Raw genomic sequence first — 20,632 nt, 5'->3', positions numbered from 1 at the left:
ATCGGGCATGCGCTTTTATTTTGTTTCTTGGAGTTCGAGCCGCTTTTTGAGTTGATACATTTCCAGATCGTGCTGGCCGATCTTATGATTTAAATATTCAATCGCAATGTTCGCGTTACGCCAATCATGTGACAGTATCTCGAACATACGCCGATGCTCAGCCAGCTCGTCCTCGATTTTTTTGAAATGGCTGCGCGTTTCGATGATGAAATGGTCCAACTTTTCCTCGAGGCGCTGTTGTCGTTCTTCGAGGCGTTGTTGCCGTTCTTCGAGGCGCTGTTGCCGTTCTTCGAGGCGCTGTTGCCGTTCTTCGAGGCGCTGTTGTCCGGCTTCTAGTCGGTCGAGGCGTTCATGAATCGGCTGCAACTCCTCTTTCAGCACCGAGCGAAGCAATTCGACAAGCTCGTGAGACATTCTGCATCCCTCCTTTCAGTTTAGTTTTATTGTATCATTGCGTTCATGAGCTGTCATGGCAAATCTTGAGCAGCTTCGCGAAATCGGCCGCCAACGGGATTTGTTCCATGTGTATAACAACATGTGGGATCGGAAATTGCATCTGGATGGCATGATTGACGGCCGAGAATATCGGCAAATCGTGGCTGAAACCGATGGGCATGGTCGTTGGTTTCGCTGGGAGATGAACATATCAAATTGGGGGTAATGAGCCTTCCATGAAAAATGATGCCAAGCAAAAGAAGCACGCGATTTCCCTCCATCCTTGAATCATACTAACATCAAATACGGAGAACATGGAGGGAAATGAATGAAACCGTTTATGCCCAAACTTGTGTATTTCGAACCGGAGGCGTTGCCGCATCCGCTCGGAAAGGTATTGCTCGCTTTTTTCCATCGGCCCAAGTGCAGTATTTTACGTAATGTCCCCTTCATGGTATAATGGGATTGATTGCTATTTTTTGTTTGCCTGGGCGGCCGACTGGCCCGGCAGCGTCTAGCCGAAGCGGGCAAAGCGGCAATGTTCATGAGAGATGCTGACGGCCGCTGCACTTGTCTGCGGCAGACAAATGTAATGGGAGGGGACAAACGTTGCCGACACCAAGCATGGAAGATTATATTGAGCAAATTTACATTTTGATTGAAGAAAAGGGCTATGCCCGCGTCTCTGACATCGCTGAAGCGTTGTCCGTCCATCCCTCCTCGGTGACGAAAATGGTGCAAAAGCTCGATAAAGATGAGTATTTAGTGTATGAGAAATACCGCGGACTCGTCTTGACGCCAAAAGGAAGAAAAATCGGCCAGCGGCTCGTCTACCGCCATGAGCTGCTTGAGCAGTTTCTCCGTTTGATCGGTGTCAGCGAAGAAAACATTTACCGCGACGTGGAAGGGATTGAACACCATTTGAGCTGGAACGCCATCGACCGGATCGGCGATTTGGTGCAGTATTTTCAAGAGGACGAACGCCGCCTTGAAGCGCTGCGCGATGTCCAAAAGCGCAATGAACAAGGAGAGTAAGCCGATGCTTGCTCTTTTTTGTTTGCCGTACTAAATGTCCTCCTTTTTTCTTACATATGTATAAACGGCAAAAAGGGGGAGGCGGCGGTGGACATTGATCTTGTCTTTTCCGGCGGCGGGGTGAAAGGGTTTGCGTTGCTTGGAGCGTATGAAGCGATTGAGGAAAAAGGTCTGCGCTGGAAGCGGCTTGCCGGCACGAGTGCGGGAGCGTTGCTTTCGGCGCTGCTATCGGCAGGCTACAGCGCCCGCGACATCGCCCGACTGCTTGAGGAGTTGGAGTTGGAGCAGTTTTTGGATGAACGGCCGCTATGGATTCCGTTTTCGCTTTGGAAATGGGTGCGCCTGTATTGGCATCTTGGGCTGTATCAAGGAAAGGTGTTTGAGAGGTGGCTCGAGGCGGCGCTCGCCGCCCGCGGCGTGCGGACGTTTCAAGATGTGCCGGCCGGCAGTTTGTATATCGTCGCTTCCGATGTGACGAACGGACGCCTCGTCGTGCTGCCGGACGATTTAGCCATATACGGCATTGACCCTGGGTCGTTTTCCATCGCCAAGGCAGTGCGGATGAGCATCAGCATTCCTTATTTCTTTGAGCCGGTCCGCCTTCGCGGGCGAAACGGTGTGGCTTTCATTGTCGACGGAGGGGTGTTGAGCAACTTTCCGCTGTTTTTGTTCGATGAAGAAAAGAAGAAAAAACGGCCGGTGCTGGGCGTTCAGCTGAGCCCAAAACCAGGGGAGCGGCCGAAACGAACGATCACCAATGCGCTCGATTTGTATGAGGCGCTGTTTGCGGCCATGAGAGAGGCGCATGATGCGCGCTACATTTCGCGCCGCCATGAAAAAAACATCGTCTTTTTGCCGGTGGACAACGTTATTTCCACGGAATTTTCCATCGACCTGGAAGCGCGCCGGCGCCTGATCGATTACGGACGCGAGCGGACGCGGCAGTTTTTGCGCCAATGGGCGTACTAGACGGGAAAGCGACAATAGGTCACACCTCTGCCGCCGATTTTTTAGCTGAACGGCAGAGGCAAACAAAAAAGAATCAAGCTAAAACGAAGCTCGATTCTTTTTTTTGCCTTTTTTGCCCTCGATCACGGTCAAGTGCGGAATGGCCGTCCGTTTTTTCAGCGACCGCTTCAGTTTCGCCGGCTTTGCTTGTTTGCGCCCGGAGCGGGGATGGAGCTTTTTCGACTGCCGCACCGCCTTTAAATACGATAACCGATCTTGATCGGTGCGGCGTTGGTATACGAACCGGTAGAAGAGATAAATGGCGGCCAAAAACAGCGCAACAAACAACAGCTGGCGGAACAGCACCGTCGGATGGGCAAAAAGGGTATAGACAATGCCAAGCGTTCCAAGCAAAATCATAAGCCCGACAAGCGGATGAATGGCCCGGCGCCGCAATGAGTCCACCCCCTTTGATCGATTACTGCACCGCTTGTTTCCTTTCGGCTTCCGCTTCCAAATCAAGAAGCCGCTGAAACGAGGCGATGGCCACTTCCACTTGGTCATCGTCCGGTTCTTTTGTCGTCAACCGCTGCAGCCATAGCCCGGGATAGCCAAGCCAGCTTAGCAGCGGAATATCCCTCAATTTATTTGTAAACTGCAAGACTTCAAACGAAACGCCAAGCACGACAGGAATTAAAGCGAGCCTGTTTGCGATTCGCAGCCAAAGCGGATCCGTCGGCACGAACAAATAAAGGAACAAGCTGATCATGACAGTAAATAAAATGAAGCTGCTGCCGCATCGGTAGTGAAGGCGCGAGGCGCGCTGGACGTGCTCAACAGTGAGCGGCCACCCCGCTTCAAAGGCGTTGATGACTTTATGTTCCGCCCCGTGGTATTGGAACACGCGCCTAACAAGCGGCGTCAACGAAATAAAGTAAATGTAGCCGAGCAAAAGAGCAAGCTTAAAGGCTCCTTCAAGCAAAATTTGCCCCATTTTCCCCGGTACGAGCGGTTTAAAGGCGTCGGCGGCGAGCGCCGGAACGAGCGTAAAAATGGTTTTGGCGAATAAAAACGATAGCACGCCGATGACGGCGGCGCCGAGAATCAGCCCGAATTTGGAGCGGTTTTCTTCGGCGGCCTGTTTTTCGTCCGAGGACGCCTCATATTGTTCGCTGGCAAACTGCAAATGCTTGGCCCCGTTTGCGCTCGACTCAATAATGGCGACAATGCCGCGGACAAACGGGATTTTTTTCAGGGCAGCCAGCGTCGGATGGCTGCGGCGAGGCAGCGTAAAATAGTCAATCGTCCCGTCATGACGGCGAATAGCGGTGACGGAGTGCGTCTTGCCGGCAAACATCACCCCTTCAACGACCGCTTGGCCGCCGTATAACGGTTTCTCCATTGATGATTTCATCAGGCCAACACCAACCTATTTTTTATGTTTATTATTTTATTCTACAAGAAACATCCGGAAACCTCTAGGTTGATGCTACTATTATGATTTCCAAAAAATCCATGATTTACACAAGGGCGGTCATTTTTTCGTTTGATTCATGGGACGGTCGGCTGTCGGTCATACTAACTGACAAGGAGGTGCACGATGATGGCGGAACAAAAAGGGAAGCTTGAGCAGGAGGAGACGGAGCGGCCGATGACGCTCATACAAAAAACGATCATCATCGGGTTTGTCGGCGGGGTGTTTTGGAGTTTGATCGGCTATTTGGCTTATTTTTTCCATTTCAGTGAAATCAGTCCGAATATGATTCTCATCCCGTGGGTTGCCGGGGACTGGAAATATGGGAAAGCCGGCAATTATGCGGCCATCGTGCTGATCGGCATCATTTCCATTGCGGCGGCGCTTTTGTACTACGCGTTCCTGCGCAAGATCGCCGGTATGTGGGCGGGAATGGTATATGGCGTGGTGCTTTGGATGATTGTCTTTTATTTGTTTAATCCACTGTTTCCAAACGTCCAACCAGTTGCAGATTTAGAAACGAATACGATTATTACGACGCTTTGCTTATACATTTTATATGGCGTATTTGTCGGGTATTCGATTTCTTTTGAAACGCAAGAAATGAATCGAACGGCGTTAAATGTCGGAAAAGAGGCGGCAAATGAAGGAAACTGACGAAGCTTCTTTTCGCTCTCATCCGCTGAAGTAAGTGCTGCATCAAGCGCCGCGCGGACGTCTAGCGGAAACGACCATCTTTATGGTAAAATAAAGAAGGTTTTGCATGTTTCAGCATCAGTCCATGGCTGCTGCGGGCGCTCGTGAAACTGGCGCGCCTACGAGGTTTTTCGCGTCATCCTGACCGCGAAGATTTTCTCCGCTCTCGACGCAGGCAGCGGAGGAGACGAGCACACTCTAAGGGAAGAGGAGACGGAAACATGGAAAAGCTGGAAAAGCTTCGGGAGCTTCTTGACGAGCAGCATATCGACGGGCTGTTAGTAACAAACGGCTACAACCGCCGCTATTTGACCGGGTTTACTGGCACGGCCGGCGCTGTACTTGTCAGCCGTCAAGGGGCGGTGTTGGTTACGGACTTCCGCTACGTCGAACAAGCATCGAGGCAAGCCCAAGGGTTTGAAGTCGTCCAGCACAGCGGGCCGATCATCGAAGAAATTGCCAATCAGGTGAAGCGGCTTGGCATCAAGAGGCTTGGCTTTGAGCAAGAACATGTCACCTATGCCGCATACAAGTCGTATGAAGAAGCCATCCGCGCTGAACTCGTGCCAACGTCTTGGCTCGTAGAAAAATTGCGCTTGATTAAGTCAGAGGCAGAGATTAAGATATTAAAGGAAGCAGCAGAAATCGCCGATGCGGCGTTTTCGCACATTTTGTCGTTCATCCGTCCAGGCGTTAAAGAAATCGAAGTGGCGAATGAGCTGGAATTTTTTATGCGCAAACAAGGGGCGTCTTCGTCCTCCTTTGATACGATCGTTGCCTCCGGCTACCGTTCGGCGCTGCCGCACGGGGTGGCGTCAGAGAAAACGATCGAGCGCGGCGAGCTCGTCACGCTTGATTTCGGGGCTTACTATAAAGGGTATTGTTCCGACATTACGAGAACGGTCGCCGTCGGCGACATTAGCGTGGAGCTGCGGACGATCTATGACATCGTTCTTGAAGCGCAGCAACGCGGCATGAACGGGCTCAAGGCAGGCATGACCGGCAAAGAGGCTGATGCGCTCACGCGCGATTACATCCGCGAAAAAGGGTATGGCGACTATTTCGGCCATTCGACCGGCCATGGGATTGGATTGGAAATTCACGAAGGGCCGACGCTTTCGTTCCGTTCGGATGTCGTGCTTGAGCCAGGCATGGTTGTCACCGTCGAGCCGGGCATTTACATCCCGGGGCTTGGCGGGGTGCGCATCGAGGACGATACGGTCATCACTGCTGACGGGAACGAAGCGCTCACCCATTCGCCAAAAGAACTGATCATTTTATAATGGATTGCGTGAGGAGGATTTCGGCTAATGATTTCAGTCAACGATTTTCGCACAGGACTTACGATTGAGGTGGACGGCGAGATTTGGCGCGTCCTTGAATTCCAGCACGTCAAGCCGGGCAAGGGGGCGGCGTTCGTCCGTTCGAAGCTGCGCAATTTGCGCACCGGCGCCATTCAGGAGCGGACGTTCCGCGCCGGCGAAAAAGTGAACCGGGCGCAAATCGACACACGCAAAATGCAATATTTGTACGCCAACGGCGACCAACACGTTTTTATGGATATGGAAACGTACGAACAAATCGAGCTGCCGGCGAAACAAATCGAGCATGAATTGAAGTTCTTGAAAGAGAATATGGAAGTATTTATTATGATGTACCAAGGCGAAACGATCGGCGTCGAGTTGCCGAACACCGTCGAGCTGAAAGTCGTCGAAACAGAGCCGGGCATTAAAGGTGACACCGCTTCTGGCGGTTCGAAGCCGGCGAAGCTCGAAACCGGCCTTGTCGTTCAAGTGCCGTTTTTCGTCAACGAAGGCGACACGCTCATCATTAATACGGCCGACGGCACGTACGTTTCGCGGGCGTAAGCGCAAGCCCGACAGGCACCGTCTCGGACACCTTCCGGGGCGGTGTTTTTTATGCGCAAAATGGGCGCCGTTTTGCTCTCCCCCATCGTTTTCCTCAGTAAAAACTTCTTCTGAAACGGCTTGTTTTCGCATACGTTTGTACTAATCGATCCCATTTGGCAAAACAGGAGGGGAACATGAAACATTGGCTGCGATCGATCGACCCGTCCGTTATGGCCATGGCTGGCATGCGGATGGTGTCCGCGTTCATTGAACTGAGCGCGGCGCTGTTGATGCTTGTGTTCAATGACGTGAAAAAAGCGCTTGCCGTTAATGCCGCGCTTGCTGTCGTCGGTCCAACCGTCATGATGGTGACCATGGCGATTGGACTGCTTTCGCTTGCGGACGAGCTCTCGTTTTCACGGCTTGGGCTTGTGGCGCTCGGGATAGCGCTCATTTTGTTCGCAATTTACAAGTAAGGCATAAACGGCGCATTCCGCCCATACATATGAACTAGTCCACAAGAAAAGGGGGAGGGCCATGGAAGCGGTGTGGGGAATTTTGCCGAAAACGGTCGCCGCCGCGTTGCAGCACCATCTTCCTTCATGCCGCCGCGGAATTGAAGAAATCCGCATCCGCGTCTCCCGGCCGCTTGAGGTGATCGTCGACGGAACGGCCCGATTGCTGCCGTATGAAGTGACGAAAGAAGACGGCGTGCATTTGCTCAACAAATTGAGTCATTATTCGATCTATGCCGTCGAAGAAGAGCTGAAGCGCGGATTTATGACGATTGAGGGGGGGCATCGCGTTGGGCTGGCCGGCAAAGTCATTACTGAAGGGGGCAAGGTGAAAGCGATCCGCGATGTTTCCTCGTTTAACATTCGCATCGCCAAGGAACAGATCGGCATCGCCGAGCCGCTGATTCCGTATGTGTACGACGGCCGCTGGCGTCATACGATGATCATCGGCTCGCCGCAGACGGGAAAAACGACGCTCCTGCGCGATGCGGCGCGCTTGATTAGCAGCGGGACGAGGCGCATTCCGGCGCAAAAGGTGGCGATCGTTGACGAACGATCGGAAATCGCTGGCTGTGTGAAAGGGATTCCTCAGTTTTCGTTCGGCCCGCGCCTTGACGTGTTGGACGCCTGCCCGAAAGCGGAAGGGATGATGATGATGATCCGCTCGATGAGCCCTGATGTCATGATTGTCGACGAAATCGGGCGCGAGGAGGACAGCGAGGCAGTGCTTGAAGCGGCCAATGCTGGCGTCTCTGTATGGACGACTGTGCACGGCCGCAACATCCAAGACGTCTGGCAGCGTCCGACGCTCGGACCGGTGATGGAACAAAAGGTGTTTGAACGGTTTATTGAGCTGACGAACATTCCCCATCCCGGCTCAATCCGACGCATTCTCGACGCTGGCGGAACGGTGCTGTATGAAAGGGCGGTGGTCCATCGATGAAATGGTTTGGCGCTCTGTTGATTCTCGCCGCCTCAACATGGCTTGGGTTTGCCGCCGCCCGCGTGTTGCACGAGCGGCCGCGCCAGCTCCGCCAGCTGAAAGCGGCGCTGAGGGCGCTTGAGGCGGAAGTGATGTATGGCCATACGCCGCTTGCCGACGCCGCTATGCATCTCGCCCGGCAAACGGCCGCCCCGTTGTCCGAATTGTTCGAGCGGTTTGCCGCCGCGTTATGCACAGAAGAAACGAGCGCCGCCGAGGCATGGGAAAAAAGCTTGCGAGCCGTATGGGGAAAAACCGCTCTAAAGCAAGGAGAATTTGAAGTGATGAAACAATTTGGCGCCACGCTTGGCCAATACGACCGGCTCACCCAGCAAAGGCAAATCGCGCTGGCGCTCGCCCATCTTGAGCGGGAGGAAGCGGAAGCGCTAGACAACCAGGCGCGCTACGCCAAGATGGCGAAAAGTTTAGGCGTGTTGGCCGGCCTGCTGCTCGTCATTTTACTCATGTAGACAGGAGGCAGAATCATGGGCATCGATGTCGATCTCATTTTGAAAATCGCCGGCGTCGGCATCGTCATCGCGTTTTTGCATACGGTGCTCGATCAGATGGGGAGGAAAGAATACGCCCAATGGGTGACGTTGCTCGGCTTTATTTATATTTTGTTTATAGTCGCTTCCATCGTCAGCGATTTGTTCCAAAAAATCAAGGATGTCTTTTTGTTCCGCGGGTAGGAGGGATCGGCCATTGACATTTTGCAAATCGTCGGCCTCGGGTTGATCGCGACGTTTTTGGTCGTGTTGCTGCAAGAGCAAAAGTCGAATCTCGCCTTTTTGTTGACCGTGTTTGTCGGCTGCACCATTTTTCTGTTGTTGGTCGATCAAATCAGCAGCATTTTGGCGATGTTGCGAAAAATGGCCGAAGGCGCCCATATTCAGATGGTGTATTTAGAGACGATGCTGAAAATCATCGGCATTGCCTACATTGCCGAGTTCGCTGCCCAAATTTCCAAAGACGCCGGCCAAGGGGCGATCGCCGCCAAAATTGAGCTCGGCGGAAAAATCATCATTTTGGCGCTGGCGGTCCCGATTTTGACGGCGATCATTGAAGCGGTCATCGGCCTCATCCCGTCGGCGCGCTAAAGGGGGGAACGGATTGAAGCGAACAGCGTTCCTTATTGTCGGGCTGCTTTCTCTCTTTTTTTGTCCGTTGGTCGTACAAGCCGCAAGCGATGGACCGTCGGTCAGCGAGCAGCTCGCTCAGCTCGATGTGAGCGATATCCGCCGCTATTGGGAAACGATCGTCAGCGAGTATGGAGGGTTTTTGCCGGAAAGCGAGAAAGGGCCGCTCACCGATTTTTTAAGCGGCGACAAGCAATGGTCGCCGGCCGAATGGCTGAAGGCGCTCGCCCGCTATTTGTTTTATGAACTGCAGGTGAACGGCAAACTGCTCGGCACGCTCATTTTGCTTGCTGTCTTCAGCACGGTGCTGCAATCGCTGCAAAATGCGTTCGCTCAGCAGGAAGTAAGCAAAATCGCCCAGGCGGTCGTCTATATGGTGCTCTTGTTGATCGCCTTAAACAGCTTTCGCCTCGCGGCGGATTATGCGCTTGAGGCGGTGCGGACGATGAGCCATTTCATCATCGCCCTCGTTCCGCTGCTGCTCGCCCTGCTCGCCACTTCCGGCGGGGTCGCGTCGGCGGCGTTTTTCCACCCGATCATTTTGTTTGTGATGAACACCACCGGCACGGTCGTTGAATACGTCACCTTGCCGCTTTTGCTTTTGGCTGCGCTGCTTTCTGTCGTCAGCACGCTCAGCGACCGTTACAAGGCGACTCAGCTCGCCGATTTGCTCAACAAAGCCTCCCTCGGTTTGCTCGGCCTCATTTTGACCGTGTTCCTTGGCGTCATGTCCGTGCGAGGAGCGACAGCGGCCGTGGCTGACGGCGTGGCGCTCCGGGCGGCGAAATTTGTCACCGGCAATTTCATCCCGGTCGTCGGCAAGCTGTTCACTGATGCCGCCGATACGGTCGTCGCCGCTTCCATGCTGTTGAAAAATACGGTCGGGTTGGTCGGGGCGGCGATTTTGCTCATGATCGCCATCTTTCCAGCGGTGAAAATTTTCGCCATCGTCATCGTCTACAAACTATCGGCTGCTCTTCTGCAGCCGCTTGGCGGCGGACCGGTATTGTCCTGCCTCAACATCATCGGCAAAAGCATCGCTTACGTGCTGGCGGCGCTGCTCATTGTGTCGCTCATGTTTTTCTTAAGCCTCACCGTCATGGTGATGGCCGGGAACATTACGATGATGGTCCGCTAGGGGGAGCGCTATGCAGCTAGTCATTGAGTGGGTGACAAACATCATTTTGTTTTTGTTGTTTGCTATCATCATCGATTTTTTGCTGCCGTCGGGGACGATGCAAAAATACGTGAAAATGGCTGTCGGGCTTATGCTCGTTCTCGTGATGCTCGCTCCGGTACTCAGGCTCGCTTCCGTTGATCCCGAGCAGCTCATCGCGTCGGCGCTCGTCCATTTTTCCAACGGCCGTGCGGGGGAGGAGGCAATAAAAAATCAAATCGAACAGCAGAAAAAAGAAATACAAGCCTCGCAACGCGCATATATTTTAAAACAAATGGCTGTCCAGCTCGAAAACGATGTCAATGAGGAGTTGATGGAAAAGTATGGGCTGAAAGCGGATGTCAACGTTTACGCCAAGCCAGGCGACGACTGGCGCATGCCGGATGACATCAAGACGATTGAGGTCGTCCTTTCGAAACAGAAGTCAGCCGGTTCGGTGGAACCGGTTGTCATCGATACGACGAAGCCGCCGGCTTTGCCGGAGGGCGATGCTTCGCTGGCAGAGGAGGTGCGCGCTTTTCTCGCCGGCCGATGGGAAATCGATGAAGATAAAATTGACGTGCAATTTAGGGGGAGGGAATAGAGGGGGGATGTTGCCGCTCATCAAACGGCTCTTTTCTTCAGCGCCGAAAGACGGGGAAGGAGCACAGAAAAAATGGCCGTTTTCGTACGTCGTCGTCCTGCTGTTGGCTGGTGTCGCCTTGATGGCGGCAAGCCATTGGGCAAACAGTGGAGAGGAAGCCGAAGCGAAGCCTTCCGCCGGGCAGCCGTCCGCTCCAGCCGAGCCGGCATTCCTGGCAAGCAAGGAGACGAAAGAGAAAGTGATCGCCGCCTATGAGGAGCGGTACGAAAAAGAACTGAAAGCCGCTCTTGAGGCGATCGAAGGGGTGGATGATGTCACGGTCGTCGTCAATCTCGATTCCACGGAGTTGAAACTGTATGAGAAAAAGCGTTCGACTCAGCAGCAGACAACGGAAGAGAACGACAAGGAAGGCGGGAAGCGGACGATCGAAAACGAGTCGACCAATGAAGAAGTCATCATTATTCATAACGGCGAAGAAGAAACGCCGCTTGTCGTCGCCACGAAAAAGCCGGACATCCGCGGCGTTCTCGTTGTCGCCAAAGGGGCGGATAATTTGCAAATCAAAAAATGGATCGTCGAGGCGGTGACGCGCGTGTTAAACGTTCCGAGCTACCGCGTCGCTGTCTTGCCGAAAAAATGACCGGGTAAGGGGAGGAGATCGGCATGTTGAAAAAACAAACCGTATGGCTGTTGACGATGTTGAGCTTGGTCGTTGTGCTGTCGGTCTATTACGTGACAGCTCCAAAAAATATGAACGACAGTCCGGCATTTACCGCCAATAAGAAAACGGAAAAAACAACCGATCAGCCGAGCGTCGCTGTCGAAGAGGCGAAAAAGCCGTCCGCGTCTGGCGAAACGGGCGACGACTTGTTTACAGCGCTGCGCATGAAAATTGAGGATGAACGGAGCCGGTTGCGCGATGAGCTGAACGCCATTGTCGCTTCAGCGAACGCGACGGCGGAAGAAAAAAGTGAAGCGCTCGACAAAATTGAAAAATTGCAAGCATTGTCCGAAAAAGAAGCAACGTTGGAGACGCTCATCAAATCGAAAGGCGGTTATGAAGACGTGCTCGTGCGCGCCGATGACAACCAAGTGCGCGTGACGATCAAAGCGAAACAAAGCTCAGCTAAATCGGCGAATGAAGTCATTCATATGGTGAAAAAAGAAATACCCGATGCTGAATACGTGACGGTTGAGTTTCAGCCGGCTGGATGAACGCGCTGCTCTTTAGGGCAGCTTCTTTTTTTGCGGAAAAGTCTTTTGTTTGTCCTACTGTTGTGTGTATAATCGTTATGGACACGTTTAGGCACCGCCAGAAAGGAACGGGCTGCACGATACTTGGAGAAAGGTGTGAGATCGATGAAAATTCAAGAAATCCGTGAATTGATCCGCTTGGTCGACCAGTCCTCAATTGACGAATTCGTATACGAACAAGGCGAAACAAAAGTACATATGAAAAAAGGAACGGCTGCTGTCGCCGTTGCGTCGGCTGCGGCCGCACAGACGGCGGTCGCGCCGCCGGCGCCTGCCGCTCCGGCAGCGGTCGAACCGGCTTCGGCAGCTGCTCCCGTTCAAGCAGCGGCCTCAGAAGCGCCGGCACCGAAAGCGGAAACGCCGGTGGTCAAAGAAGAAAAGCCGGCTGTGGAAGGCAACTTGCATCAAATTACTTCGCCGATGGTCGGCACGTTCTACGCAGCGCCGGCGCCGGACAAGCCGCCGTATGTGAAGCCGGGCGACAAGGTGAAAAAAGACACGGTTGTCTGCATCATCGAGGCGATGAAGCTGTTTAATGAAATTGAAGCGGAAGTCGATGGCGAAATTGTCGAGGTGTTGGTGCAAAACGGCCAGCTCGTCGAATATGGCCAGCCGTTGTTTTTAGTCAAGCCTGAATAAGGGAGAGAACGGACGATGATCAAAAAAGTGTTGGTGGCGAACCGCGGGGAAATCGCCGTCCGCATCATCCGCGCCTGCCGCGAGCTTGGGATTGAGACGGTCGCTGTCTTTTCGCAAGCCGACCGCGACGCCTTGCACGTGCAGCTGGCTGATGAGGCGTACTGCATCGGGCCGACCGCTTCGAAAGACAGCTATTTAAATTTCACAAACATTATGAGCGTCGCTACGCTGACTGGCTGTGACGCCATCCACCCCGGTTACGGGTTTTTGGCGGAAAATGAAGCGTTCGCCGAGCTGTGCCGTGAATGCAACGTGACATTTATCGGCCCAAGTCCGGAAGCGATTGCAAAAATGGGCATTAAAGACATCGCTCGCGAGACGATGCGCGAGGCGGGGGTGCCGATCGTGCCTGGGTCGCGCGGGGTTATCGAAAGCCTTGATGAGGCGCGGGCGATTGCCGAAGAGATCGGCTATCCGGTCATCATTAAAGCGACGGCCGGCGGCGGCGGGAAAGGAATCCGCGTCGCCCGCGACGAAGGCGAGCTCGTCAAAGGCATCAACATCACCCAGCAGGAAGCGGCGACGGCGTTTGGCAACCCAGGCGTCTATATTGAAAAATATATCGAAGATTTCCGCCATGTCGAAATTCAAGTGCTCGCTGATTCGTACGGCAATACGATTCATCTCGGTGAGCGCGACTGCTCGATCCAGCGCCGGTTGCAAAAACTGGTCGAGGAAGCGCCGTCGCCGGCGCTTGACGACGAGATGCGCCGGAAGATGGGCGAGGCGGCGGTCAAGGCGGCGAAAGCGGTCAACTACACCGGCGCCGGTACGGTTGAATTTATTTATGACCACCGGAACAAACAATTTTACTTCATGGAGATGAATACGCGCATTCAAGTCGAGCATCCGGTCACTGAACTGATCACCGGCATCGATTTGGTCAAGGAGCAAATCCGCATCGCCGCCGGTGAAAAGCTGTCGATCACCCAAGAGGACGTCACGTTTAACGGCTGGGCGATCGAGTGCCGGATCAACGCCGAAAATCCAGCGAAAAACTTTATGCCGTCGCCGGGGAAAATCGCCATGTACCTGCCGCCGGGCGGCCCGGGCGTGCGCGTCGATTCCGCCGTCTATCCAGGCTATACGATCCCGCCGTATTATGATTCGATGATCGCCAAATTGATCGTTCATGCGCCGACGCGTGCGGAAGCGATCGCCCGCATGAGACGGGCGCTTTCGGAGTTTATCATCGAAGGCATTCATACAACGATTCCGTTCCACATAAAATTAATGGAGCATGAGAATTTTCAAAGCGGTGAGTTTAATACGAAGTTTTTGGAGTTATATGATATTATGAAGGCGGAATAGGAGGTGCCTTATGTCTGAGCATGTCTTTGAAACAGAGCAAGTGTACCCGGCGCTCGGCAAGGTGGAAATTGCACCGGAAGTGATTGAGGTGATCGCTGGCATCGCGGCGTCAGAAGTCGACGGCATCGCGCAAATGCGCGGCAATTTTGCCGCCGGCGTCGCCGAGCGGTTTGGAAAGAAACACCATGGCAAAGGCGTCAAGGTTGATTTGCGCGACGACGGCGTCGTCATCGATCTTTATTGCCTCGTCCAGTTTGGCGCATCGATTCCGAACGTGGCGAAAAAGGTGCAGGAAAATGTGCGCCAGGCGCTTTGGAACATGACCGGCCTCGAGGCGAGCGAAGTGAACGTTCATATCGTCGGCATCCAGTTTGAGGGCGGCAAGCAGGAACAAGGCGTGGTCGAACAGTGATCTCGCAAGGCAGTTGCTTTTTCGGCGGCTGCCTTTTTGTTTTTTTGGCCAAAGTTTGTTATTGTAATGAACGAGGCCGTTGTGGCGCAACCAACGGCAGCGCGAATGATTTGTGGGAAAAGGCTGGCTTTTTCCGAAAAATATGATATGATTTCATTGTGAATGTTCGTTTTTTTGGAAAGGGGGACCGCCATGAAGCGGCATGAAGCACGGGAAAAGGCGTTGCAGGCGCTGTTTCAAATCGATGTCGGACGCATTCCACCAGACGAGGCGCTCCACAATGTCACGGGCGGCGGCGACATCGACCCGTTTTTGCGCCAGCTCGTCTTTGGCGTCGTCGAGCACCAGGAGGAGATTGACGAGCTGTTGCGCGCCAATTTGGAAAAATGGACGCTTGAACGCGTCGCCAACGTTGACCGCGCCATTTTGCGCATGGCGACGTACGAGATGAAATACGCCGATGATGTGCCGGTAAGCGTCAGCCTCGATGAGGCGGTCGAGCTGGCGAAAAAATTCGGCGATTGGAAATCCGGAAGTTTTGTCAACGGCGTGCTTTCGAAAGTGAAGGCGGCGCTGCAAAAATAAAACCGGCTGCATCGCGGGCAGATATCGAACGATGAACGAGGAGAGGGGAACGAAACACGATGACAGCACAAATCATTAGCGGAACGGAGATGGCGAGGACGATTCGCACCGCATTGGCGGATGAAGCCGCACAGTTGAAAGCGGACGGCGTTGAGCCGGGGCTGGCCGTCATTCTAGTCGGCGACGATCCGGCATCGCATTCGTATGTAAAAGGAAAACAAAAAGCGTGCGCCGAGGTCGGCATTCGCTCGTTCCTTTACACGTTTCCGGCGGCGATCGACGAAGAGACGCTGCTTGCGAAAATCCGCGAGTTAAACGTCGATCCGGCGGTGCACGGCATTTTAGTGCAGCTGCCGCTGCCGGATCACATTTGCGAATGGTCGGTCATTGAAACGATCGCACCGGAAAAAGATGTCGATGGGTTTCACCCGATCAATGTCGGAAAAATGATGATCGGCCAACGGGCGTTTCTCCCTTGCACTCCGCATGGCATTTTAGTGATGGTGCAATCGGCCGGCATTGACATCGCCGGCAAGCACGTCGTCGTCGTCGGCCGAAGCAACATCGTCGGCAAACCGGTTGGCCAGCTGTTTTTGCGCGAACATGCCACCGTCACCTACACTCACTCGAAAACGCCGGATTTGGCCGCCATCACTCGGCAGGCGGACATTTTGATCGTCGCTGTCGGCAAGGCGCGCCTCATCGGCCCGGAACACATCAAGCCCGGGGCGGTCGTCATCGACGTCGGCGTCAACCGGCTTGAGAACGGCAAATTGTGCGGCGATGTCGATTTTGACGCTGTGAAAGAAGTGGCTGGCTATATTACGCCGGTGCCGGGTGGAGTCGGGCCGATGACGATTACAATGCTCTTGCACAACACGATTGAAGCGGCACGGCAGCTGGCCGCAAAGTGAGGGCAGGATCAGTGGAAGTGAAATATGTGACGGTCGGGGCGTTGACGAAGTACATCAAACGCAAGTTCGATGTCGACCCGCATTTGCGCGATCTATGGGTGAAGGGCGAGATTTCGAATTTTAAGCAGCATTCGCGCGGCCATATGTATTTTACGTTGAAAGACAGCCAAGGACGCATTGCCGCCGTCATGTTCGCCGGCTACAACCATCATTTGCCGTTCCGCCCTGAAGATGGGATGAACGTGCTCGCGCGCGGGGAAATTTCCGTCTATGAACCGAACGGCAACTATCAGCTTTATGTCAAAGAAATGCAGCCGGAAGGCGTCGGAAGCCTCTATCTAGCCTACGAACAGCTGAAGCAGCGGCTCGAGGCGGAAGGGTTGTTTTCGCCGGTCCATAAAAAGCCGCTTCCAGCCTTCCCTCGCTGCATCGGCGTCGTTACATCGCCGACTGGAGCGGCGGTGCGCGATATTATGACGACGATTCGCCGCCGCTATCCGCTCGCTAAAGTCATTTTGTTTCCAGCGCTCGTTCAAGGGGACGGGGCGGCGCCCTCCATCGTGCGCGCCATCGAGCGGGCGAATTCGTTCGGCGGGGTTGATGTGCTGATTGTCGGCCGCGGCGGCGGCTCGATCGAAGAATTGTGGGCGTTCAATGAAGAAATCGTCGCTCGCGCCATCTTCGCCTCAAAAATACCGATTATTTCCGCTGTCGGCCATGAAACAGATTTTACGATCGCCGACTTTGTCGCCGATTTGCGGGCGCCGACGCCGACGGCAGCAGCTGAGATGGCGGCGCCGCATGTTGGGGAGCTCGCTGAGCGGCTCGCCGAGCGGAAATGGCGGCTCATCCGCGCCATGAAAGAGCAGCTTGCCGCTGATAAAGAGCAGCTTCGCCGGCTGCAAGGATCCTACGCATTCCGCTATCCCAAGCGGCTCTATGAACAAAAAGAACAGCAGCTTGATGCGTTGCTTGAGCGGCTTAGCCGCCAACGCGAACGGCTCGTCGACAAACATCGTCAGCGGTTGCATGAGCTTGACATGAGACTATGGCGGCACCATCCAGCTGCAGAGCTTGAGCGGATGAAAGAACGGCAAAAGGCGGCCGCCAATGCGCTGGAAAAAGCGATGCGCACCGCGGTGGAGCGCCATCGGTTCCGCTTTCGCTCCAACCTCGCCCGGCTTGAGGCGCTCAGTCCGCTTCGCATCATGGAGCGCGGCTACAGCTTGGTGTACAATGAGCAGGGCGAGCTCGTGAAACGAACGAACCAGCTTCGAATCGGCGAGCATCTTTCCATTCAAGTTCAAGACGGACGAGTCGATTGTCAAGTGACGGGAGTGGAGGAAAAACACGTATGAGCGAAGAAAAAGAGATGACGTTTGAAGAAGCGATGAAAAAACTGGAGGAAATCGTCGAAAAGCTCGAGGAAGGGAACGTGCCGCTTGAGGAGGCGATCGCCTTTTTTCAAGAAGGCATGAAACTGTCCAAGCTTTGCCATGATAAATTGCAGCATGTGGAGAAACAGTTGGAGTACATGCTGCGTGAAGACGGCGAGCTTGTCCCTTTTTCGCCGGAGGAGGAGTGACGGGTGGCGCAGCTTTCGGTTGAACAGTTTCTCAACGAACAAAAACGGGCCGTCGAGGCGGCGCTTTCCTCCTATATGGCGCGGCTTCGTGGGCCGGAGACGCTGAAAAAGGCGATGGCCTACTCGCTTGAGGCCGGCGGCAAACGAATCCGCCCGCTTTTGTTGCTGGCGACCATCCAAGCGCTTGGCAAAGACCCGGCGATCGGTCTGCCAGTCGCTTGCGCCATTGAAATGATCCATACGTACTCGCTCATTCATGATGATTTGCCAAGCATGGACAACGATGATTTGCGGCGCGGCAAACCGACGAACCATAAAGTGTTCGGCGAGGCGATGGCCATTTTGGCCGGGGACGCCTTGCTTACGTATGCGTTTCAATTGATCGCCGAGGTTGATGACGACCGCGTTCCGCCTTCCGTCCGGCTGCAGCTCATCGAGCAGCTCGCGAAGGCGGCCGGCCCGGAAGGCATGGTCGCTGGACAGGCGGCTGATATGGAGGCGGAAGGAAAAACGCTGGCGCTTGCGGAACTGGAATACATCCACCGCCATAAGACGGGGAAAATGTTGCAATACAGCGTGCACGCCGGCGCCCTGCTTGGCGGCGCCGATGGTCGGCAGACGCGCGAACTCAACGAGTTCGCCGCACATTTAGGCCTCGCCTTTCAAATTCGCGACGATATTTTGGACATTGAAGGAATGGAAGAAAAAATCGGCAAGCGAGTCGGCAGCGACCGCGACAACAAGAAGGCGACATATCCGGCGCTTCTTTCGCTAGGCGGTGCCAAAGAGAAACTGGCGTTTCACATCGACGCCGCGAAGCGCCATTTGCAACAAGCCAAAATCGATGACGCGGTGCTGGCCTACATTTGCGAGCTTGTCGCGGTCCGCGACCACTGATGCGGGGCGGCGGCCTCTTGTTCCCGTTGTTCGCTTTCCTTCGGGGCGGAGGCGGCCTTGTTTTTTTGGTTGTTTTCCGCCGGGCGGCCGCCGCAAGTTCTATAGATACACCACAAAACGCGTCCTAGGTGGTGACGGGCTGCGTTGGCGGGAAAAGTCGATTTTTCGCGCCGGATCATGTATAATAATACTACCTGTACGAGGAGAAACGGCTCGGAGAACGACAGAATGAAAGCGAGTGATCTTTGTTGGACTTGACAAAAATTGACCATCCGCGCGTTGTCAAAAACATGTCCATTCCTGAGCTGAAACGGTTAAGCGCCGAGATTCGGCGGTTTTTAATTGAGAAGTTGTCGAAAACGGGCGGACATATCGGCCCAAACTTAGGGGTCGTCGAGCTGACGATCGCCCTCCACCGCGAATTCGACAGCCCAAAAGACAAGCTCATTTGGGATGTCGGACACCAGTCATACGTGCATAAAATTTTGACCGGACGCGCCGCCGCGTTTGACACGCTCCGCCAATACAAGGGGCTGTCCGGGTTCCCGAAACGGAGCGAAAGCGAGCATGACGTGTGGGAAACGGGCCATAGCTCGACGTCGCTGTCGGCGGCGATGGGAATGGCGATCGCCCGTGATTTGAAAGGGACGGATGAATACATCGTGCCGATCATCGGCGACGGGGCGCTCACCGGCGGCATGGCGCTTGAGGCGCTCAACCATATCGGGCATGAGAAAACGGATATGATTGTCATCTTAAACGACAATGAAATGTCGATCGCCCCGAACGTCGGCGCGTTGCACAACATCCTCGGTCGGTTGCGCACCGCCGGCAAATACCAGTGGGTGAAAGATGAACTGGAGCTGCTGCTCAAGCGCATCCCAGCGGTCGGCGGCAAGCTGGCGGCGACGGCCGAGCGGCTGAAAGACAGCTTGAAATATTTGCTTGTCTCCGGCGTGTTTTTCGAAGAGCTCGGGTTTACGTATTTAGGCCCGGTCGACGGCCACGATTTTGAGGATTTGTTTGAGAACTTGCGCTATGCGAAGAAGATGAAAGGTCCGGTGCTTGTGCATGTCATCACGAAGAAAGGGAAAGGATACAGTCCGGCGGAAAACGACAAAGTCGGCACATGGCACGGCACAGGGCCGTACAAAATCGAAACCGGCGCTTTTGTCAAAACGAAAGAGGCCGGTCCGTCATGGAGCGCGCTTGTCAGCGAAACCGTGCGCCGGCTCGCTCGCACCGACCCGCGCATCGTCGCGATTACGCCGGCGATGCCGGTCGGCTCGAAGCTGGAAGGGTTCGCAAGCGAGTTTCCAGATCGGATGTTTGATGTTGGCATCGCCGAGCAGCACGCGACAACGCTCGCGGCTGGATTGGCGACGCAAGGGATGAAACCGTTTTTGGCCATTTATTCGACATTTTTGCAGCGCGCCTATGACCAAGTCGTCCATGATGTATGCCGGCAAAACTTAAATGTCTTTTTCGCCATTGACCGTGCTGGGTTGGTCGGGGCGGACGGCGAAACGCACCAAGGGGTGTTTGACATCGCCTTTTTGCGCCATGTGCCGAATTTGGTGTTGATGATGCCAAAAGACGAAAACGAAGGACAGCACATGGTGTACACCGCCATCCGCTACGACGACGGGCCAATCGCCATGCGTTTCCCGCGCGGCAACGGGCTTGGCGTACCGCTTGATGAGGAGCTGAAAGAAATCCCAATCGGCACGTGGGAAGTGTTGCGCGACGGCTGCGATGCGGCGATTTTGACGTTTGGCACGACGATTTCGATGGCGCTTAAGGCGGCCGACGAGCTGGCGAAAGACGGCATATCGGTGAAAGTCGTCAACGCTCGCTTTTTGAAGCCGATGGACGTGGCGATGCTTCACGAACTGCTTGAGAGCCGCCTGCCGATCTTAACGGTCGAAGAGGCGGTGCTGCAAGGCGGCTTTGGCAGTGCTGTGTTGGAGTTTGCTCATGATCATGGTTATCACGGAGCGGTCATCGAACGGATGGGCATCCCGGACCGCTTTATCGAACATGGAAGCGTCAGCGAGCTGCTCAATGAAATCGGGCTGACGTCGACCCATATCATCGACCGCATCAAAACGATGGTGCCAAGAAAACAGAAAAGGGCTTGA

Annotated in this window: 27 protein-coding genes and 1 pseudogene; 25 read left to right on the top strand and 3 right to left on the bottom strand. The window is 54.4% G+C overall.

Features of this window, described 5'->3' with window-relative positions; all coding sequences use genetic code 11:
* Positions 1-15 precede the first annotated feature (15 nt).
* Positions 16-414: a hypothetical protein gene (locus tag GT3570_RS11730; RefSeq protein WP_061580496.1), complete on the bottom strand. Its 399-nt coding sequence runs from the start codon at positions 412-414 to the stop codon at positions 16-18.
* Positions 415-469: 55 nt separating this feature from the next.
* On the opposite strand from GT3570_RS11730, the gene GT3570_RS11725 reads away from it, so the two are divergent.
* The 4 genes and pseudogenes from GT3570_RS11725 to GT3570_RS11715 all read left to right on the top strand — a co-directional run bounded on the left by GT3570_RS11725 (position 470) and on the right by GT3570_RS11715 (position 2,439).
* Entirely contained in the window at positions 470-661 is a 192-nt protein-coding gene (locus GT3570_RS11725) for a DUF2332 family protein (protein ID WP_014196329.1), read from the top strand.
* Between the two features lie 102 nt (positions 662-763).
* Positions 764-883, top strand: a pseudogene (locus GT3570_RS19365) (spore photoproduct lyase); the annotation flags it as partial.
* Between the two features lie 161 nt (positions 884-1,044).
* Positions 1,045-1,470, top strand: coding sequence for a transcriptional regulator MntR (gene mntR / locus GT3570_RS11720; RefSeq protein ID WP_011231898.1), 426 nt, complete (start codon positions 1,045-1,047; stop codon positions 1,468-1,470).
* A gap of 87 nt (positions 1,471-1,557) precedes the next feature.
* On the top strand, positions 1,558-2,439 hold the full coding sequence (locus GT3570_RS11715; protein WP_062898809.1) for a patatin-like phospholipase family protein: 882 nt from the start codon (positions 1,558-1,560) through the stop codon (positions 2,437-2,439).
* A 78-nt stretch (positions 2,440-2,517) separates the two neighbouring features.
* Here GT3570_RS11715 and GT3570_RS11710 read toward each other — a convergent pair whose 3' ends face one another.
* Both GT3570_RS11710 and GT3570_RS11705 read right to left on the bottom strand, forming a co-directional pair.
* Positions 2,518-2,874 (bottom strand): SA1362 family protein, encoded by a 357-nt coding sequence (locus tag GT3570_RS11710; RefSeq protein ID WP_011231896.1) that lies wholly within the window; start codon positions 2,872-2,874, stop codon positions 2,518-2,520.
* Between the two features lie 22 nt (positions 2,875-2,896).
* Positions 2,897-3,832, bottom strand: a complete 936-nt coding sequence (locus GT3570_RS11705) for a DUF1385 domain-containing protein (RefSeq protein ID WP_062898808.1) — start codon at positions 3,830-3,832, stop codon at positions 2,897-2,899.
* A gap of 186 nt (positions 3,833-4,018) precedes the next feature.
* Here GT3570_RS11705 and GT3570_RS11700 point away from each other — a divergent pair, with 186 nt between their 5' ends.
* The 21 genes from GT3570_RS11700 (at position 4,019) to dxs (ending at position 20,632) form a co-directional block, all read left to right on the top strand.
* Entirely contained in the window at positions 4,019-4,549 is a 531-nt protein-coding gene (locus tag GT3570_RS11700; protein ID WP_011231894.1) for a YqhR family membrane protein, read from the top strand.
* A 260-nt stretch (positions 4,550-4,809) separates the two neighbouring features.
* Positions 4,810-5,871, top strand: coding sequence for a M24 family metallopeptidase (locus GT3570_RS11695; RefSeq protein WP_011231893.1), 1,062 nt, complete (start codon positions 4,810-4,812; stop codon positions 5,869-5,871).
* A 27-nt stretch (positions 5,872-5,898) separates the two neighbouring features.
* A complete protein-coding gene (gene efp / locus GT3570_RS11690; RefSeq protein WP_011231892.1) occupies positions 5,899-6,456 on the top strand; it encodes an elongation factor P in 558 nt (185 codons plus the stop codon).
* 176 nt (positions 6,457-6,632) lie between these two features.
* On the top strand, positions 6,633-6,914 hold the full coding sequence (locus tag GT3570_RS11685) for a YqhV family protein (RefSeq protein WP_011231891.1): 282 nt from the start codon (positions 6,633-6,635) through the stop codon (positions 6,912-6,914).
* Positions 6,915-6,975: 61 nt separating this feature from the next.
* Complete coding sequence (gene spoIIIAA / locus GT3570_RS11680) at positions 6,976-7,896, top strand: stage III sporulation protein AA (protein ID WP_011231890.1); 921 nt, start codon at positions 6,976-6,978, stop codon at positions 7,894-7,896.
* Complete coding sequence (gene spoIIIAB, locus GT3570_RS11675; protein WP_011231889.1) at positions 7,893-8,405, top strand: stage III sporulation protein SpoIIIAB; 513 nt, start codon at positions 7,893-7,895, stop codon at positions 8,403-8,405. Before spoIIIAA ends, spoIIIAB begins: the two co-directional genes overlap by 4 nt.
* 15 nt (positions 8,406-8,420) lie before the next feature.
* Positions 8,421-8,627, top strand: a complete 207-nt coding sequence (gene spoIIIAC / locus GT3570_RS11670; RefSeq protein ID WP_062898807.1) for a stage III sporulation protein AC — start codon at positions 8,421-8,423, stop codon at positions 8,625-8,627.
* A gap of 21 nt (positions 8,628-8,648) precedes the next feature.
* On the top strand, positions 8,649-9,035 hold the full coding sequence (gene spoIIIAD, locus GT3570_RS11665) for a stage III sporulation protein AD (RefSeq protein WP_011231887.1): 387 nt from the start codon (positions 8,649-8,651) through the stop codon (positions 9,033-9,035).
* A 13-nt stretch (positions 9,036-9,048) separates the two neighbouring features.
* Positions 9,049-10,212, top strand: coding sequence for a stage III sporulation protein AE (gene spoIIIAE, locus GT3570_RS11660; protein WP_011231886.1), 1,164 nt, complete (start codon positions 9,049-9,051; stop codon positions 10,210-10,212).
* 10 nt (positions 10,213-10,222) lie between these two features.
* A complete protein-coding gene (spoIIIAF, locus tag GT3570_RS11655) occupies positions 10,223-10,834 on the top strand; it encodes a stage III sporulation protein AF (RefSeq protein WP_015375379.1) in 612 nt (203 codons plus the stop codon).
* A gap of 7 nt (positions 10,835-10,841) precedes the next feature.
* Positions 10,842-11,474, top strand: coding sequence for a stage III sporulation protein AG (spoIIIAG, locus tag GT3570_RS11650; RefSeq protein WP_062898806.1), 633 nt, complete (start codon positions 10,842-10,844; stop codon positions 11,472-11,474).
* 23 nt (positions 11,475-11,497) lie between these two features.
* Positions 11,498-12,049, top strand: a complete 552-nt coding sequence (locus tag GT3570_RS11645) for a SpoIIIAH-like family protein (protein ID WP_011231883.1) — start codon at positions 11,498-11,500, stop codon at positions 12,047-12,049.
* A 144-nt stretch (positions 12,050-12,193) separates the two neighbouring features.
* The gene (gene accB, locus GT3570_RS11640) at positions 12,194-12,727 is read left to right on the top strand and encodes an acetyl-CoA carboxylase biotin carboxyl carrier protein (RefSeq protein ID WP_011231882.1); all 534 of its coding nucleotides are present in this window, start codon (positions 12,194-12,196) and stop codon (positions 12,725-12,727) included.
* Positions 12,728-12,742: 15 nt separating this feature from the next.
* Complete coding sequence (accC, locus tag GT3570_RS11635; protein ID WP_011231881.1) at positions 12,743-14,098, top strand: acetyl-CoA carboxylase biotin carboxylase subunit; 1,356 nt, start codon at positions 12,743-12,745, stop codon at positions 14,096-14,098.
* A 10-nt stretch (positions 14,099-14,108) separates the two neighbouring features.
* Positions 14,109-14,510: an Asp23/Gls24 family envelope stress response protein gene (locus GT3570_RS11630; RefSeq protein WP_011231880.1), complete on the top strand. Its 402-nt coding sequence runs from the start codon at positions 14,109-14,111 to the stop codon at positions 14,508-14,510.
* A 192-nt stretch (positions 14,511-14,702) separates the two neighbouring features.
* Positions 14,703-15,095, top strand: coding sequence for a transcription antitermination factor NusB (nusB, locus tag GT3570_RS11625; RefSeq protein ID WP_011231879.1), 393 nt, complete (start codon positions 14,703-14,705; stop codon positions 15,093-15,095).
* Positions 15,096-15,154: 59 nt separating this feature from the next.
* A complete protein-coding gene (folD, locus tag GT3570_RS11620; protein WP_011231878.1) occupies positions 15,155-16,009 on the top strand; it encodes a bifunctional methylenetetrahydrofolate dehydrogenase/methenyltetrahydrofolate cyclohydrolase FolD in 855 nt (284 codons plus the stop codon).
* A gap of 11 nt (positions 16,010-16,020) precedes the next feature.
* Entirely contained in the window at positions 16,021-17,367 is a 1,347-nt protein-coding gene (gene xseA / locus GT3570_RS11615) for an exodeoxyribonuclease VII large subunit (protein ID WP_014196323.1), read from the top strand.
* Complete coding sequence (locus GT3570_RS11610) at positions 17,364-17,594, top strand: exodeoxyribonuclease VII small subunit (RefSeq protein WP_012820585.1); 231 nt, start codon at positions 17,364-17,366, stop codon at positions 17,592-17,594. Before xseA ends, GT3570_RS11610 begins: the two co-directional genes overlap by 4 nt.
* Positions 17,595-17,597: 3 nt before the next feature.
* Complete coding sequence (locus GT3570_RS11605; protein ID WP_014196322.1) at positions 17,598-18,491, top strand: polyprenyl synthetase family protein; 894 nt, start codon at positions 17,598-17,600, stop codon at positions 18,489-18,491.
* Between the two features lie 248 nt (positions 18,492-18,739).
* Positions 18,740-20,632: a 1-deoxy-D-xylulose-5-phosphate synthase gene (gene dxs, locus GT3570_RS11600; RefSeq protein WP_014196321.1), complete on the top strand. Its 1,893-nt coding sequence runs from the start codon at positions 18,740-18,742 to the stop codon at positions 20,630-20,632.

The organism is Geobacillus thermoleovorans, from assembly GCF_001610955.1.
Taxonomy (GTDB): Bacteria; Bacillota; Bacilli; order Bacillales; family Anoxybacillaceae; genus Geobacillus; species Geobacillus thermoleovorans.
This window is presented reverse-complemented; position numbering and strand designations above follow the sequence as displayed.